This is a genomic window from Falsiroseomonas sp., assembly GCF_030695085.1.
Lineage (GTDB): Bacteria > Pseudomonadota > Alphaproteobacteria > Acetobacterales > Acetobacteraceae > Falsiroseomonas.
In genome coordinates this window covers 23223-37576 of the sequence record NZ_JAUYTS010000056.1, presented here as the reverse complement: position 1 = coordinate 37576, position 14354 = coordinate 23223, and the positions used below count along the sequence as shown (strand labels likewise).

11 protein-coding genes are annotated in these 14354 nt (G+C 71.4%); 6 read left to right on the top strand and 5 right to left on the bottom strand.

Going from position 1 to position 14354, the window contains the following annotated elements:
• Window positions 1-78 precede the first annotated feature (78 nt).
• Window positions 79-1314, top strand: coding sequence for an MFS transporter (locus Q8S40_RS06385; RefSeq protein ID WP_305669719.1), 1236 nt, complete (start codon window positions 79-81; stop codon window positions 1312-1314).
• Window positions 1315-1317: 3 nt separating this feature from the next.
• Here Q8S40_RS06385 and Q8S40_RS06380 read toward each other — a convergent pair whose 3' ends face one another.
• The 4 genes from Q8S40_RS06380 to Q8S40_RS06365 form a co-directional block, all read right to left on the bottom strand.
• A complete protein-coding gene (locus tag Q8S40_RS06380; protein WP_305669718.1) occupies window positions 1318-2490 on the bottom strand; it encodes a cupin domain-containing protein in 1173 nt (390 codons plus the stop codon).
• 8 nt (window positions 2491-2498) lie between these two features.
• Window positions 2499-2987 carry a hypothetical protein gene (locus Q8S40_RS06375; RefSeq protein ID WP_305669717.1) on the bottom strand — a complete coding sequence of 163 codons (489 nt, stop codon included), beginning with the start codon at window positions 2985-2987 and terminating at the stop codon, window positions 2499-2501.
• A 231-nt stretch (window positions 2988-3218) separates the two neighbouring features.
• Window positions 3219-3653 (bottom strand): OmpA family protein, encoded by a 435-nt coding sequence (locus Q8S40_RS06370; RefSeq protein ID WP_304813064.1) that lies wholly within the window; start codon window positions 3651-3653, stop codon window positions 3219-3221.
• On the bottom strand, window positions 3650-4870 hold the full coding sequence (locus Q8S40_RS06365) for a cupin domain-containing protein (RefSeq protein ID WP_304813067.1): 1221 nt from the start codon (window positions 4868-4870) through the stop codon (window positions 3650-3652). Before Q8S40_RS06365 ends, Q8S40_RS06370 begins: the two co-directional genes overlap by 4 nt.
• A gap of 102 nt (window positions 4871-4972) precedes the next feature.
• Between Q8S40_RS06365 and Q8S40_RS06360 the strand changes: the two genes are divergently transcribed.
• The 4 genes from Q8S40_RS06360 to Q8S40_RS06345 are packed head-to-tail and all read left to right on the top strand — an operon-like array spanning window position 4973 to window position 12400.
• Window positions 4973-9673, top strand: a complete 4701-nt coding sequence (locus Q8S40_RS06360; RefSeq protein WP_305669716.1) for an NAD-glutamate dehydrogenase domain-containing protein — start codon at window positions 4973-4975, stop codon at window positions 9671-9673.
• On the top strand, window positions 9670-10200 hold the full coding sequence (locus Q8S40_RS06355) for a mismatch-specific DNA-glycosylase (protein WP_305669715.1): 531 nt from the start codon (window positions 9670-9672) through the stop codon (window positions 10198-10200). The genes Q8S40_RS06360 and Q8S40_RS06355 overlap by 4 nt, the downstream gene beginning before the upstream one ends.
• Window positions 10197-11441 carry an MFS transporter gene (locus Q8S40_RS06350; RefSeq protein ID WP_305669714.1) on the top strand — a complete coding sequence of 415 codons (1245 nt, stop codon included), beginning with the start codon at window positions 10197-10199 and terminating at the stop codon, window positions 11439-11441. The genes Q8S40_RS06355 and Q8S40_RS06350 overlap by 4 nt, the downstream gene beginning before the upstream one ends.
• Window positions 11438-12400 carry an MBL fold metallo-hydrolase gene (locus Q8S40_RS06345; RefSeq protein ID WP_305669713.1) on the top strand — a complete coding sequence of 321 codons (963 nt, stop codon included), beginning with the start codon at window positions 11438-11440 and terminating at the stop codon, window positions 12398-12400. The genes Q8S40_RS06350 and Q8S40_RS06345 overlap by 4 nt, the downstream gene beginning before the upstream one ends.
• Here the strand turns inward: Q8S40_RS06345 and Q8S40_RS06340 are convergent.
• On the bottom strand, window positions 12385-13083 hold the full coding sequence (locus Q8S40_RS06340) for a CBS domain-containing protein (protein WP_304813079.1): 699 nt from the start codon (window positions 13081-13083) through the stop codon (window positions 12385-12387). The two genes, Q8S40_RS06345 and Q8S40_RS06340, sit on opposite strands and share 16 nt — an antisense overlap.
• A 186-nt stretch (window positions 13084-13269) precedes the next feature.
• Between Q8S40_RS06340 and Q8S40_RS06335 the strand changes: the two genes are divergently transcribed.
• Window positions 13270-14247 (top strand): TAXI family TRAP transporter solute-binding subunit, encoded by a 978-nt coding sequence (locus Q8S40_RS06335; RefSeq protein ID WP_305669712.1) that lies wholly within the window; start codon window positions 13270-13272, stop codon window positions 14245-14247.
• Window positions 14248-14354: the final 107 nt, after the last annotated feature.

The window sequence follows — 14354 nt, the reverse complement described above, 5'->3', positions numbered from 1 at the left end:
CTGGCGGATTGGCGACATGGTCTGTCGAGCCATCTGTGATCCGCCAAGGTAGCATGACCACCAGTCAGGGGAACGGTCATGGACGCGGCAGAGCGGCAAATCTGGTTCGTCAACACGGCGCATATCTTCACCCATTACGGGCTGCTGATCCTGGCCACCGCCGTGCTGGCCATCATGCTGCAGGAACCGGCGATGTTCGGCACGGATTACGGGCCGATCCTGGCGCTCGGCACCGGCATGTTCGTGCTGTACGGCCTCGGCAGCCTGCCGATGGGTTGGTTGGCGGAGCGGTTCGGCCGGCCGGCGCTGATGGCGGCCTTCTTCCTCGGCAGCGGCGCGGCGCTGGTGCTGGCCGCATTCGCGCCCGGCCCCTATTGGCTGGCAGGCGCACTGGCGCTGATGGGGGCGTTCAGCGCCATCTACCACCCGATCGGCACGGCGATGCTGGTGGATGCGGCCGGCGCACGGGTCGGCGCGGCCATGGGCATCAACGGCGTCTTCGGCAATCTGGGCGTGGCGCTGGCGCCGGTGGTGACGGCCTTCGTCGCCGCCTGGTTCGGCTGGCGCTGGGCCTTTGCCATCCCCGGCCTGCTCAGCATCGGCATCGGGCTGCTGTATCTGCGGGAAGGGCCGGAGGATGTGGCCAAGAACAAGGCGGCCGGCAAACCCTTCCCGGAAATCCCCGGCGCCGTGGTGCGGCGCGCCGTTGTGGTGCTGCTGACGCTGGCCACCATCTCCGGCTTCATCTTCAACGCCTTCACCCTGCTGCTGCCGAAGCTGATGGCGGAGCGCCTGGCGAACAGCCCGGATCTGCTGCCGGTGGTGGGCCTTCTGGCCTTTCTGGTGACGATCTGCGGCGGGCTGACGCAATTCACCGTGGGACGGCTGATCGACCGCAACACCCTGCGCCGCGTCTTCCTGCCGCTGGCCTGCATCCAGATGCCCGGTTTTCTTCTGTTGTCGCAGCTACAGGGCTGGATGGTGCTGCCTGTGGCGGGGCTGATCGCGGCGGCGATCTTCGGCCAGGTGACGGTGAATGAGACGATGACGGCGCGCTACGTGGCGCCGGCGCTGCGGGCGAAGCTTTATTCGATTCGCTTCTTCGTGGGGTTCCTGGGTGCCGCGGCGGCCAGCCCCTTCATCGCCTGGCTGCACGCCACGGCGGGGGGCCTGGGCAGCGTGCTGCTGGTGCTCGCCGTCTTCGCGGCGGTGACCTTCCTGTGCGCGCTGGCCTTCCCGGATCGGAAGGAGGAGCTGGCGCCGGAGTTGTGGGCCGCGCCGCCTCCGCGCGGGGCGGTCGCGGCGGCGGAGTAGGACTCAAGCCTCCGCCAGCAACCCCAGCCGGCGCAGCTTGCGGCAGAAGCCCAGGCTGTCCTCGCCGAGTTCGGCCGGTGTCGCGCCATCGGCCAGCCGCGCGACCCAGCCGGCTTCCTGGCTGGTCAGCGCCAGCGGCGCCCCGGCCCAGCGCAGCGAGGCGCCCTCGCCGGAAGGCTCCGGCACCAGCGCATGCAGCACGCCGGGGGCGAGGTGCAGCTTCGTGCCGGCCTCGGGCTGCTTCGGAAACAGGCCACGGGCGAGCAGCGCGGGCTGGTCCGCCGCCAGCCGGTCCAGCAGCGCCAGCGCGACGCGGTCCAGCGCGGCCGGTTCGGCCAGCTTCGCGGCCAGGGGCTGCGCAAGGGCGGCCAGCGCGCCGGGGCCGTCCGCGAGGCGCCAGGTGGGGAAGGTGGCGCGCAGCGCGGGCTCCGATTCCTCCAGCAGATCCACCGCCATCCGCAGCACCTCGGCGAAGGAGGGCTCCATGAAGCCGATGGTGACGTGCAGCGAGGGTTCGCCATCCTGCGTCGCCGCATCATGCAGCACGCCGCGCGGCACATACAGCGCATCGCCGGGGCGCAGCGTGATGGTCTCCGCCTCCGCCAGCGGTTCGATGCCGCCGGGCCAGGGGGTGCGGCGGGTCGGGTTGGGGAAGGGCTGGCCGGGCCAGATGCGCCACGCCTTCTCGCCCTCCACCTGCAGCACCAGCACGTCATGCGTGTCGTAGTGCATGCGGAAGCCCTGCGCGCCGGGCGGGGTCAGGTAGATGTTGGCCTGAACGGCGTGCAGATAGACCTGCTCCAGCCCCCGGCAGAAGCGCGCCAGCGGCGCGTGCATCTGGTTGAACTGGGAGACGACCAGCGTCGCCCCGGCATCGAAGCAGGCGAACAGGCCGGGCAGATCCAGGCCGCCATCGGGGAAGGCGTAGTCTTCCTCCGGCACCGCGGCGCTGCCCTTGCGGCTGCTATCGGCCATGGAGATGCGCGGGCGGGCGGCGGCATCCGTTGCCAGGAAGGCATCGATCTCCGCGATCGAGATCAGGTGGCGGTAGCGGTCCGGATCATGGCCCGGAAAGTGCCGCCAATCCGGGCTTTCGCGCAGCGCCAGCCCGTCTTCCATCGGCAGGCTGCCGAAGGCGAGGCGCCAGGCCGCCTCGGCCAAGGTGGAACCGCTCATGCCGTTGTTCAGTAGCCGCGCCGGCCGCGGCCAGCACCGTCCGACGGGTCGCTATCCGTCAGTCCGCTGCTGCGGCGATAGACGCGAGAGCCGCCACGGCCGCGGCCCGGACCGTCGGAGGGATCGCTATCGGTGATGCCGGTGCCGCGATAGACCACGCCGCGGCCACGCCCGGGCGGATCATTCGGGTCACTGTCGGAGGTGCCGGTGCTGCGGCGATAGCCCCCGCGGCCATAGCCCACGGAATCATTCGGGTCGCTGTCGGTGACGCCACTGCCGCGATGCCCGCCGCGGCCCCTTCCTGCCGGGTCGTTCGGGTCACTGTCGCTGATTCCGCTGCCGCGGACGACCTGCCGCGGCGGCGGTGGCGCGTAATAGACCGGCCCCTGCTGCGGCACGCAGGCCGCTGCGGGCAGCACGCCGACCATGGCGGCCAGGCGCAGAACGAACAGCCGGCGGTTTGGCTGCGGCGGCTTGCCTTCCGACTCTTCGTTCACCGGTGTGTTTCCTCATCCAGGCACGAGGCGGCGTCGCCTCGTCTCGGGCCAGTCTGGCCCAGGCCGGGACAATGTTACAGGCCGCAGGATGAAGAATTTCCGTATGTTTCACAGAAATCCGGATCAGCGCCATTTCTCTGCGAATGATTCGCAGACATCGCGATCCTCAGCCGCGCGAATTGACCCGCCGGCCGATTTCCTGCGCCCGCTGCCAGGCGGCGCCCGGCCTGGTCAGGGCTCGGCCCGTGCGGTGGGCAGCAGCACGATGGTCACCGCCCGCGCGCCCGGCTCATCCACCCGGCCGCTGAAGGCACCGACGCGCGCTTCCGCCCGCACCCGGTCCCGCTCCACCCCAAGCTCCGCCAGCGCGAGGGACACGGCGCGTGCCCGCCGTGCCGCGATCTGCGTGCTGGTCTCGGCGCCGACGCTGCGATCCGCATGGCCCAGCACGCAGATCAACCGCCCCGGGTCCTCCCGCAGCAGCGCCGCCGCCGTGGCAACCGCGCTGCGCCCGGCCGGGCCGAGGGTCGAGCTGTTGCGGGCGAAGGGCACCGCGATGACGTCATCCTCCAGCTGCTCCGCGCCGATGCAGTTGAAGGGCCGCACCTGTGCCGCCGCCGGGGCGGCCAGCAGCAGGCAGGCCAGGCCAGCCAGCGCGGCCCTCATGCCGCCGCCACCAGCAGGCCGGCCGCGGCCAGCCGGGCGAGCAGGCCGGCGGCATCCACGGCGGGCGCGGCAGCGGCGAGTTCCGGCAGCGTCACATCCGGCCGCGCCAGCAGCCAGGCGGCGGCCTCGGCTTCCGGCGGGGTGACCACCACCACGCCCTGCGGCCCCTTCACCACCCATTCCGCGCCGCGCCGCACCGGCTTGGCGCCGGCGGCCAGGATGCGGAAGGCGGGCGCGTCGCCGCCACTGGCCGCCGCCGGTGCGGAGAGGCCGCGCGCGGCCAGCATGTCATACCCACCGCGGCTGTAGCGGTAGTTGCCGACGAACTGCGCCAGCACCTCCATCACCTTCGGGTCGCGGCACAGCTCCGACAGTCTCTGGCCGAGCAGGCCGGCGCGCTGCGTCAGGGCGAATTTCGCGGGGTTCGATCCATCCTGCCGCGGCAGTGGCTTGCGGAATTCGGGGTCGTAGAGAATCCGCTCGGACAGGATGTTCATCAGGTCCATCCCCAGCGGCGCATGCACGCCATAGGCGACATGCACGCTGGCCGAGGCCTCCGCCAGCGCATCGTGATACCAGCCGCGCGGCAGATACAGCAGGTCGCCGGGCTGCATGTGCACGGTGCCGCGCAGCTTGCCGCGCGCCTGGTCGTGATGCGCCTGCGGCTGGCCGCGGAAGGCGGGGTGGGGAATCGGGTAGTCGGCCCGGCCTTCCCAGATGTTCCAGATCTTTTCGCCCTCGACCTGCACGGCCCAGACGTCATGCGTGTCGTAATGGGTGTGGAAGGCCTTGTGGCTCTGCCAGCTGATGTAAACGTTGGCCTGGACCTTGCCGAACCCGGCACCCTCCAGCGCATTGGATACGCTGGCGAGGCCGGGGCTCAGGCTGTCCACGTCGTTCATCACCACGCTGGCGCCCTTGGCGATCCAGCCCTGCACCAGCTTCGCATCCGGCTGCAGCACCGGCGCGCCATCGCGGCTGGTGGCGCGGGTGCAGAACTGCTCCGCCGGCACCGCGGCACTGTCCATCACCAGCTTCAGGCTGGTGCTGGTCCAGATATGCGTCATGTCCAGCAGCCGGTTGATCTGTCGCCAGGACAGCACATCCGCGAACTTCGCCGGCGTGCCGCGGATATGCAGCGGCTGGCGGTCCAGGTGCTCCGCGAGGAAACGCTCGGGCGTGACGGGGGCGAGAAGGGCGGCGAGGCTGTCGATCATCGGAACAGAATAGCCCGGAAAGGTGGCAAGTTGCACCAGGACTTGCCCGGCTTGCGGCCGACCGGCCAAAGGGCCAGCTTCCGGGACAGGAGGAGCCAGCCCATGACCGATCTGCCAATCGCCCCGAAGCCACATGCCGGGGCGGGGGACGGCGTCCGGCCGCAGGTGCTGGCGGCCGCCACTGCCGCGCTGGCCCGCCTCGCCCCCGCCCTGCCCCCGGCGGCGGCCGAGCTGCTGCGCCGCCTGCATGCCGCCGTGCCGACCGCCGAGCTCGCGGCCACCCCCCCCGAGGCGCTGGCCGAGGCCGCCGCCAGCCTGTTCGCCTTCGCCGCGGAGCGCCGGCCGCGCGAGACGCGGCTGCGCGTGCTGCCGCCCGGCCCCGGCCGCGGCGCCGTGGCGGTGGCCGAGATCGTCACGGATGACATGCCCTTCCTGGTGGACAGCGCGCTCGCCGCGCTGACCGTCTCCGGCCGCGTGGTGCGCCAGTTGCTGCACCCGGTCGTCCCGGTGAAGCGCGACGCCGAAGGCCGGCTGGTGGCGATCGGCGATGGCGCCTCCGTGCGCGAGAGCATGATGCGCATCTCGCTCGCGGCCGGGGCGACGCTGACGCTCGCCGGCGCCGGGCCGGCCGATTGGCCGGCGGTGGAGGCCGCGCTGCGGCGCGCCATGGGCGATGTGCGCCTCGCGGTCGGGGATTTCTCCGCCATGCTGGCACGGCTCACGGCGGCGGAGCGGGAGGTGCAGACCGAGGGCGGCGCCGCCGGCGATTTCCTGCGCTGGATGGCCGAGGATAATTTCGTGCTGCTCGGCCATCGCCGGCTGATGGTGGATGAAGCCGGGACGCTGACGGTGGCAGCGGAGGAAAACCTCGGCATGCTGCGCGACGAGACGCTGCCGGTGTTCGATGCGCTGCGCGACCTGGCCGCGGTGCCCGATGCCGTGCGCGCGACCTTCGAGCGGATGGAAGCCGTGGTGGTCGCCAAGGCCAATATGCGCGCCACGGTTCACCGCCCGCAGCATGCCGATGTGGTGATGACGCGCATCCGCGACGAAGCGGGCCGCATCACCGGGCTGCGCCTGTTCCTCGGCCTGTTCGCGGCGGATGCCTACAACCGCAACCCGCGCGCCATCCCGCTGCTACGGGACAAGGTGCTGCGCGTCCTGGCCCTGGCCGGGGTCGACCCCGAAAGCCATGATGGCCGCGCGCTGCGCAACATCCTGGATACCTGGCCGCGGGATGAGCTGTTCCAGGCGCCGGAGGATGCGATCCTGGCCGGTGCCCGGCGCGCGCTGGACCTCGCCATCCGCCCGCGCGCCGCGCTGGCCCTGCGCCACGATCCCTTCGAGCGTTTCGTCGCCGCCATCGCCTGGCTGCCGCGCGACACCTTCGACACCACGCTGCGCCAGCGCGTCGGGCATCTGCTGGCGGAGGCGTTCAACGGCCGGCTTTCCGCCTGGTACACGCTGATGGGCGATGCGCCGCTGGCCCGCGTGCACTACGTGATCGGCACCCGCCCCGGCGCTGTGCCGGATGTGGATGATGCGGCGCTGGAAGCCGCCGTGGCGCAGGTGGCGCGCAGCTTCGCCGAACGGCTGGAGGAAGCGCTGGCCGAGGAATTCGGCGCCTCGGCGGCGACCAGCCTCGGCCGCTGGCGCCATGCCTTTCCGCGCGCCTACCAGGACCAGGAAACCGCGTCCCAGGCGGTGGCGGATCTGGACCTCGCGGAGCTGGCGCTGGAGCAGGGCCGCCCGCGCGCGACACTGACGCGCATGCCCGGCTGCGGCCCGCGCCGGCTGACGCTGCGCCTGGCCAGCCCCGGCCGCCCCCTGGCGCTGGCCGATGCGCTGCCGCTGTTCGAGAGCCTGGATCTGCGCGCGATCGAAGAACAGCCCTATCGCCTGACGCCGCATGAGGCGCCGGAAGTGGTGCTGCATGTGTTCCAGCTGGAAGCCGGCGCCGATGTGGCGGAGGCGAATTTCCCCGAGATCCTCGGCGCGCTGTCCGCCCTGCTGGATGGCGCGGCGGAGGCCGATGGCTTCAACCGCCTGGTGCTGCGGGCCGGCCTGTCCTGGAAGCAGTCCTGGCTGCTGCGGACGATGTACCGCTGGCTGAAGCAGGTGGGCTTCCCCTTCGCGCAGGCCAGCGTGGAGGATGCGCTGGCCGCGAACCCGAAGGCGGCGCGCCTGCTGATCGACCTGTTCGAAACGCGCTTCGACCCGGCGCGCGGCGATCGGGACGAGGCACCGCTGCTGGCGCGCTGGACCACGCTGCTCGATGCCGTGGTCAGCCCGGATGAGGACCGCATCCTGTCCCGCCTGCGGCTGCTGCTGGACGCCATCCTGCGGACGAACTTCTATCAATCGAAGCCCTACCTCGCCATCAAGGTGGATTCGGCGCTGGCCGGCGACATGCCGCTGCCGCGGCCCTGGCGCGAGATCTTCGTGCATTCCCCGCGCATGGAAGGCTGCCATCTGCGCGCCGGGCCGGTGGCGCGCGGCGGCATCCGCTGGTCCGACCGGCGTGAGGATTTCCGCACGGAAGTGCTCGGGCTGATGAAGGCGCAGCGGCTGAAGAACGTCGTCATCGTGCCGACCGGCGCCAAGGGCGGCTTCGTGCTGAAGCATCCGCCGCCGTCTTCGGACCGCGAGGCGTTCCAGGCGGAGGGTATCGCCGCCTACAAGACGCTGGTGCGCGCGATGCTCGACCTGACCGACAACTTCTCGGAATCGGGCGGCGTGGTGACAGCGGAAGGCATCGTGCGGCGGGATGGCGACGACGCCTATATCGTCGCGGCCGCCGACAAGGGCACGGCGACCTTCAGCGACATCGCCAACGGGCTGTCCGCCGAATACGGCTTCTGGCTCGGCGATGCCTTCGCCAGCGGCGGGTCCGCCGGCTATGACCACAAGGGCATGGGCATCACCGCGCGTGGCGCCTGGGTGATGATCGACCGGCATTTCGCCGAATTGCGCGGCCAGGGCGTGCAGGAAGCGGATTTCACCTGCGCCGGCGTCGGCGACATGTCGGGCGACGTGTTCGGCAATGGCCTGCTGATCTCGAAGCGCACGAAGCTCGTCGCCGCCTTCGATCACCGGCACATCTTCCTCGACCCGCAGCCGGATGCGGAAGCGGCCTTTGCGGAGCGCGCGCGGCTGTTCGCGCTGCCGCGTTCGTCCTGGGCGGATTACGATGTGCGGCTGCTCTCGCCCGGCGGCGCGGTGCTGCCGCGCAACTCGAAGACGCTGCCGCTGTCGCCGGAAGCGCAGGCGCTGCTCGGACTCGCGCAGGATCGCGCGGAGCCGGCCGAGATCATGCGCGCCATCCTGAAGCTGGATGTCGATCTGCTGTATTTCGGCGGCATCGGCACCTATGTGAAGGGCAGCGGCGAGAGCCAGGCGGAAGCCGGCGATCGCGCCAATGATGCGATCCGCGTCGATGGCGCGGCGCTGCGCTGCAAGGTGCTGGGCGAGGGCGCCAATCTCGGCATCACCCAGGCCGGGCGCATCGAGGCCGCGCAGCACGGCGTGCGGCTGAACACCGATGCGCTGGACAATTCCGCCGGTGTCAGCACCTCCGACCATGAGGTGAACATCAAGATCCTGCTGACCGAGGCGGAACGCGAGGGTGCCCTCACCCGCCGCCAGCGCGACGTGCTGCTGGGCGAGATGACGGAGGAAGTCGGCCGCCTGGTGCTGGCCGACAACCACGCGCAATCCATCGCCATCAGCCTGGAGAGCCGCACGGCGGCGGAGGATCTGGCCGCGCATGCCGCGCTGATGGCGCGGCTGGAAGCGGAGGGGGTGCTGGACCGTGCCGTGGCCGGGCTGCCGGATGCCACGCTGCTGCGCGCCCGCGCGGCGGCGGGGCAGGGGCTGACGCGGCCCGAGCTTGCCTCCCTGTTGCCACCCGCGAAGCTCTGGCTGACGGAGGCGATCGAGGGCAGTGACCTGCCGGATGAGCCCGCCCTCGCCCCCCTGCTGCGCGGCTACTTCCCGCAGGCGCTGCAGGACCGCTTTGGCGACCTCATCCCGCGCCACCGCTTGAAGCGCGAATTGGTGGCGACCGCCCTGGCCAACCTCGTGGCCAACCACCTCGGCACCGCGGCGCTCGGCCGCCTCGCGGGTGCTGATACGCCGGGCGCGGAGGTGGCGCGCGCCGCCTGGCTCGCCAGCGCCCTGTTCGGGCTGGAAGCTGCGGCAGCAGCGGCCGATGCGGCGCAGGTGCCGCCGGCGCTGCGGCTGGACGTGCAGGCCGCGCTGCGCCGGCTGCTGGAAGTGGCGACGCGCAAGGTGATGCTGGAACACGGCGCGGCGCCGCTGGACGCCACGCTGGAGGCCCTGGCCCCCGGCGTCGCCGCCCTGGTCGCGGCGGAGGAAGCGCACCCCGGCGAGGAAGCGACGCGGCTGGTGGAGGCCGGGCTGCCGGCGGAACTCGCCGCGCTGGCCGGCGGCGGCGCACGGCTCGCCGCCGCACCGTCCGTCGTGCGGCTGGCGCAGGATAGTGGCGCGGACCCCGCCAAGGCCGCGCAGGCCTGGCGCGCGGTGGGCGAGGCCTTCTGCCTGGATGCGCTGCGCGAAGCCGCGGAATCCGCGCGCGTCACCGGCACCTTTGCCGCGCGTGCGCAGGCGGAGGCGCTGGCCGATCTCGGCGCGGTGCAGGCGCGGCTGGCCCGCGCCAGGCTGGCCGGGCAGGGCGACCCGGCCCGGGCGGCGGAGGCCACGCAGCTGGCGCGGGAGGCGGCGCGGGCCGGCGACCTGGTGGCGATCGGCGTGGCGACGCGGGCGATCTCCGCCCTCGCATGAGCCGTGACATCCTGCCGGACCTGCTGCCGCCAGGGCTGCGCCTGGTGTTCTGCGGCATGGCGGCGGGGCCGGAATCGGCGCGGCGCGGCGCCTACTACGCCGCGCCGGGCAACCGCTTCTGGCGCATGCTGCAGGAGGCCGGCTTCACGCCGCACCGTCTGCGGCCGGAGCAATTCACCGAATTGCCCGGCTTCGGCATCGGGCTGACCGACCTCGCCAAGACGCAATCCGGCGTCGACCGGCTGGTGCGGGTGACGCAGGCGGACCGGGACCGGCTGGCGCAGGCCATCCGCGCCGCGCAGCCGCAGGCGCTGGCCTTCACCAGCGGGCGCACGGCGGCCCTCGCCCTGGGGCTGAAGCTATTGCCCTTCGGGCGGCTGGATGATGCGCTGCGGCCGGCCGGCTTCCCGCCCATCTTCGTGCTGCCCAGCACCTCTGGTTCCAACAACGGGAACTGGGATAGGAACGGGTATCACGCGCATTGGATGGATACGGCCATGACGCTCGGCTTCCGGAAGACGGCATGAGCCGGAAAGCATGGGCGTGGGCCCTGTATGACTGGGCGAACAGCACCTTTCCCACCGTTGTCTCCACCTTCGTCATCGCCGCCTATTTCGCCAGCGGCATCGCCGCGGACCAGGTGACGGGGCAGGCGCAATGGGGGTGGATGCAATCGGCGGCCGGTCTCGCCGTGGCGCTGCTGTCGCCGGTGCTGGGTGCGGTGGCGGATGCAGGCGGGCGGCGGCGGCTGATGCTCGGCATCTTCACTGTGCTGACGGCAATTTCGACCGGCATGATCTGGTTCGCCCAGCCCAGCCCGGATTGGGCGCTGTACGCGCTGGTCTGCGTCGGCATCGCCACGGTGTGCTTCGAGATCGGCACCGTCTTCTACAATTCGATGCTGCCCAGCGTGGCGCCGCCTGGGCGGCTTGGCCGCGTCTCCGGCTTCGGCTGGGGGTTGGGCTATGCGGGCGGGCTGGTCTGCCTCGCTATCGCGCTGCTGCTGCTGATCCAGCCGGACCCGGCGCTGTTCGGGCTGGACCGGGGGGCGGCGGAGCATGTGCGCGCCACCGCACTGCTGGTCGCCCTCTGGCTGCTGGTGTTCGGCTGGCCGGTGCTGGTGGCGCTGCCGGACCCGGCTGGGCCACGGCCGAGCTGGGCGGAGGCAGCCTCCCGCGGCCTCGGGGAGATCGCGGCGCTGATCCGCACCCTGCCGCGCAACCCGGACCTCGCCCGCTTCATGCTGGCGCGGCTGTTCTACACGGATGGGCTGAACACGCTGTTCGCCTTCGGCGCGATCTATGCCGCGGGTGTCTTCGGCATGGGGATCGACCGCATCCTGATCTTCGGCATCGCCATGAATGTCACGGCGGGGCTGGGCGCCGCGGGCTTTGCCCTGATCGAGGACCGCGTCGGCTCGCGCCGCATGGTGCTGGGCGCGCTGATGGCGCTGGTGGTGCTCGGCGCCGGGCTGCTGCTGGCGACGACGGAGATGTGGTTCTGGATCCTGGCGCTGTCGCTCGGCCTGTTCTTCGGCCCGGCCCAGGCGGCCAGCCGCAGCTTCATGGCGCGGCTGGCCCCGCCGGATGAGGTCTCGGCGCATTTCGGCCTCTACGCGCTGTCCGGCCGCATCACCGGCTTCATGGGCCCGGCGGCGCTCGCCGCCGTCACCACCGCCACCGGCAGCCAGCGCCTGGGCATGGCGACGGTGCTGGTGTTCCTCGGCATCGGCGCGGCGATCCTCACCACGGTCAAGGACCGCCGGTGAGCGATTTCGCCTCCCGCCGCGTGAGGGGGCGCTACGTCAACCTGCACAGCGATGTGGATCACGGCCCGCGCGATGTGTGGCGCTGGTTTCGCGAGCGCCAGGTGGCGCCCTGGCCGGTGTGGGTGGAGGACCCGCCGCAGCCGCCGCCACCGCGCCTGATGGCGGGCCAGATCGGCGCCACCTTCATCGGCCATGCGAGCTGGCTGGTGCAGATCGGCGGCGTGGCCGTGCTGATCGACCCGGTCTGGTCGCCCCGCGCCAGCCCCTTGCCCTTCGCCGGGCCGAAGCGCGTGCGTGCGCCGGGGCAGAGGCTGGAGGCGCTGCCGGGCGCGGACCTGCTGCTGGTGAGCCACAACCACTACGACCATTGCGACCTGGCGACGCTGCGGCAGGTGCAGGCGCGCTGGGCGCCGCCCGCGCTGACCTCGCTCGGCACCGGCCGCCTGCTGGCGAAGGCCGGGCTGCGCGCGCCGCGCGAGATGGATTGGTGGGACCGCGTGGCGGTCGCGGGCCTGCGTGTCACCTACGTGCCCGCACAGCATTTTTCCGCCCGCACGCCCTTCGACCGCAACCGCGCGCTGTGGGGCGGCTTCGTCATCCAGGCGCCGGATGGCGCGACGGTGTATTTCATGGGTGACACCGGCTGGTGCCCGCATCCGGCGGAAATCGGGCGTCGCTTCGGGCGCATCGACCTCGCACTGATCCCGGTCGGCGCCTATGCGCCGCGCTGGTTCATGCAGACGCAGCACATGGACCCGGATGAGGCGGTGCAGGCGCACATCGCCTGTGGCGCGCGGGCCAGCCTGGCGATGCACTTTGGGACATTCTTCCGCCTGACCGACGAGCCGATCGACGAACCGGCGGAACTGCTGGAGGCCGCGAAGGCCCGGCACGGCGTGGCGCAGCAGGCCTTCCGCGTGCCGGGTTTCGGGCAGACGCTGATCTACCCCGCCGCGTAGAGATAGGCGGGCATCGGCGTGCTGCGGTCCTCCACGCCCTTCACCCCTGGCACATTCTCCGCCAGCACGCGGAGCGCGCGCTGCACTTCCGGGCTGCGGCTGAAGCCGTTCAGCTCCACCACGCCGTCCTTCACATCGACCAGCGTGTAGAAGGTATCCGCCCAGGGCTGCTTGCGGATGGCCGCCAGCACCGCGCTGCGGATGCGGTCATCGGACAGTTCCAGCGGCTCCTGCTTCGGCGCCACCAGCGCGCGCAGCAGATCGGCGCGGGAGACGAGGCCGAGCAGGCGGCCTTCCTGCACCACCAGCACGCGGCGGATGTTGCGCTCTTCCATCATGTGCGCGACCTCGGCGGCCGGCGTGCTGGGCTCGACGCTGGCAAGCTCGGTGCTCATCAGATCGGCGGCGGTGGCGCCATGGGTGCGTGCGTAGCGCGCTGCATCCCGTTCGGCATTGGCGAACAGGCTGCCGAGCCAGGAGGTCGGGTGGTCCGCCTCCCCGGCCAGACGACGGATCAGGTCGGCTTCGGTGACGATGCCGAGCAGCTTGCCACTGCCATCCAGCACCGGCACCGCCGAGATCCCGCGTTCCGCCAGCAGGCGGGCGATGGAGAGGACGGGCGTGGCGGGCGGCACCGTCACCACCTCGGTGGTCATCAGATCGCGGGCGGACAAGCGGGGCATGGCGTGGCTCCTGTGCTTCCATCGGCCGCCGGCGGCGCCGTTCACGGACGGCTTCTCGTGGGCCGATGTGCACAGGTTAGGCACACCCCGCGGTTGCTGTCTTGATCCAGGTCAAATCTGGACTCTTCCCAAGGGGGGGGCGGCCTGTAATCATTACCGCAGAAGAAACTAAGGGAGCCTGGAAAGATGAACATTAATTTAGGTCGCCGGCTATTTGCGGCCGGCGCCGCAGCACTTGCGCTGCCTGGCCTGGCCCGCGCGCAACCCGCCATGCAGATCGCCATCGCCACGGGCACCACGGGCGGCGTGTATTATCCGCTCGGCGGTGCGCTCGCGAACTACATGTCCCGCAGCATTCCCGGCATGTCCGCCACGGTGGAGGTGACCGGTGGCTCTGTCGCCAACCTTCAGCTTCTGGGCGCCAACCGCGTCGGCATGGTGATCACCCAGGTCGATGCCGCGGTGGATGCGGTGCGCGGCAATGACCGTTTCCGTGGCCGCCCGGTGCCGGTGCGCGCCATCGCGGTGCTCTACACCAATCGCATGCAGGTGGTGACCGTCGGCTCCACCGGCATCACGAAGATGGCCGATCTGAAGGGGCGGCGCATTTCCACCGGCGCGCCCGGCTCCGCCACCGAAGTGATGGCGCTGCGGCTGATCGAGGCCGCCGGGCTGGACCGCGAGAAGGATTTCCGTGGGCGGGAGCGTCTGTCCCCGGCCGAGAGCACCAACGCCATCAAGGATGGCAAGCTGGATGCGTATTTCTTCGTCTCCGGCTTTCCGACCAGCGCGATCACCGATCTCGGCGCCTCCCCGGGCGTGCAGCTCGTGCTGATCGACCACCATGAATTCATCCCGGCGATCGTCGAGAAATACGGCCCGGTCTACTTCCCCGAGGAGATTCCGGCCGGCGCCTATCCGGGCCAGACGGCGCCGAACAAGCAGATGTCGGTCGCCAACATCGTCGGCGTGCGGGAGGACATGCCGGCGGATCTGGTCGGCAAGATCCTCGAGGTGATGTGGAGCAACCGGCAGGATTGGGCGCAGGTGCATTCCGCCGCGCGCGACTTCACGCTGGACGTGCAGAAGACCGCCGCGGCCGGCGTGCCGTGGCATCCGGCGGCGGAGACCTTCTGGAAGGGCCAGGGCGCGACGCTGGCCTGAGGGCGCGGCGCTTCACAATCCACGGCACGGGGGCGGCCAGGCGCGCCGCCCCCGTTTTTCCCATGGCCCCGTCCCGACGGGTCTGACCTTGAGGCGCCTGCCCCCGT

Bases quoted from the DNA above. Each gene is read 5' to 3' on its own strand.
- Q8S40_RS06370 (WP_304813064.1), bottom strand. From the start codon at position 3,653: ATGAGGGCCGCGCTGGCTGGCCTGGCCTGCCTGCTGCTGGCCGCCCCG.
- Q8S40_RS06360 (WP_305669716.1), top strand. From the start codon at position 4,973: ATGACCGATCTGCCAATCGCCCCGAAGCCACATGCCGGGGCGGGGGAC.
- Q8S40_RS06350 (WP_305669714.1), top strand. From the start codon at position 10,197: ATGAGCCGGAAAGCATGGGCGTGGGCCCTGTATGACTGGGCGAACAGC.
- Q8S40_RS06335 (WP_305669712.1), top strand. From the start codon at position 13,270: ATGAACATTAATTTAGGTCGCCGGCTATTTGCGGCCGGCGCCGCAGCA.
- Q8S40_RS06365 (WP_304813067.1), bottom strand. From the start codon at position 4,870: ATGATCGACAGCCTCGCCGCCCTTCTCGCCCCCGTCACGCCCGAGCGT.
- Q8S40_RS06355 (WP_305669715.1), top strand. From the start codon at position 9,670: ATGAGCCGTGACATCCTGCCGGACCTGCTGCCGCCAGGGCTGCGCCTG.
- Q8S40_RS06380 (WP_305669718.1), bottom strand. From the start codon at position 2,490: ATGAGCGGTTCCACCTTGGCCGAGGCGGCCTGGCGCCTCGCCTTCGGC.
- Q8S40_RS06385 (WP_305669719.1), top strand. From the start codon at position 79: ATGGACGCGGCAGAGCGGCAAATCTGGTTCGTCAACACGGCGCATATC.
- Q8S40_RS06340 (WP_304813079.1), bottom strand. From the start codon at position 13,083: ATGCCCCGCTTGTCCGCCCGCGATCTGATGACCACCGAGGTGGTGACG.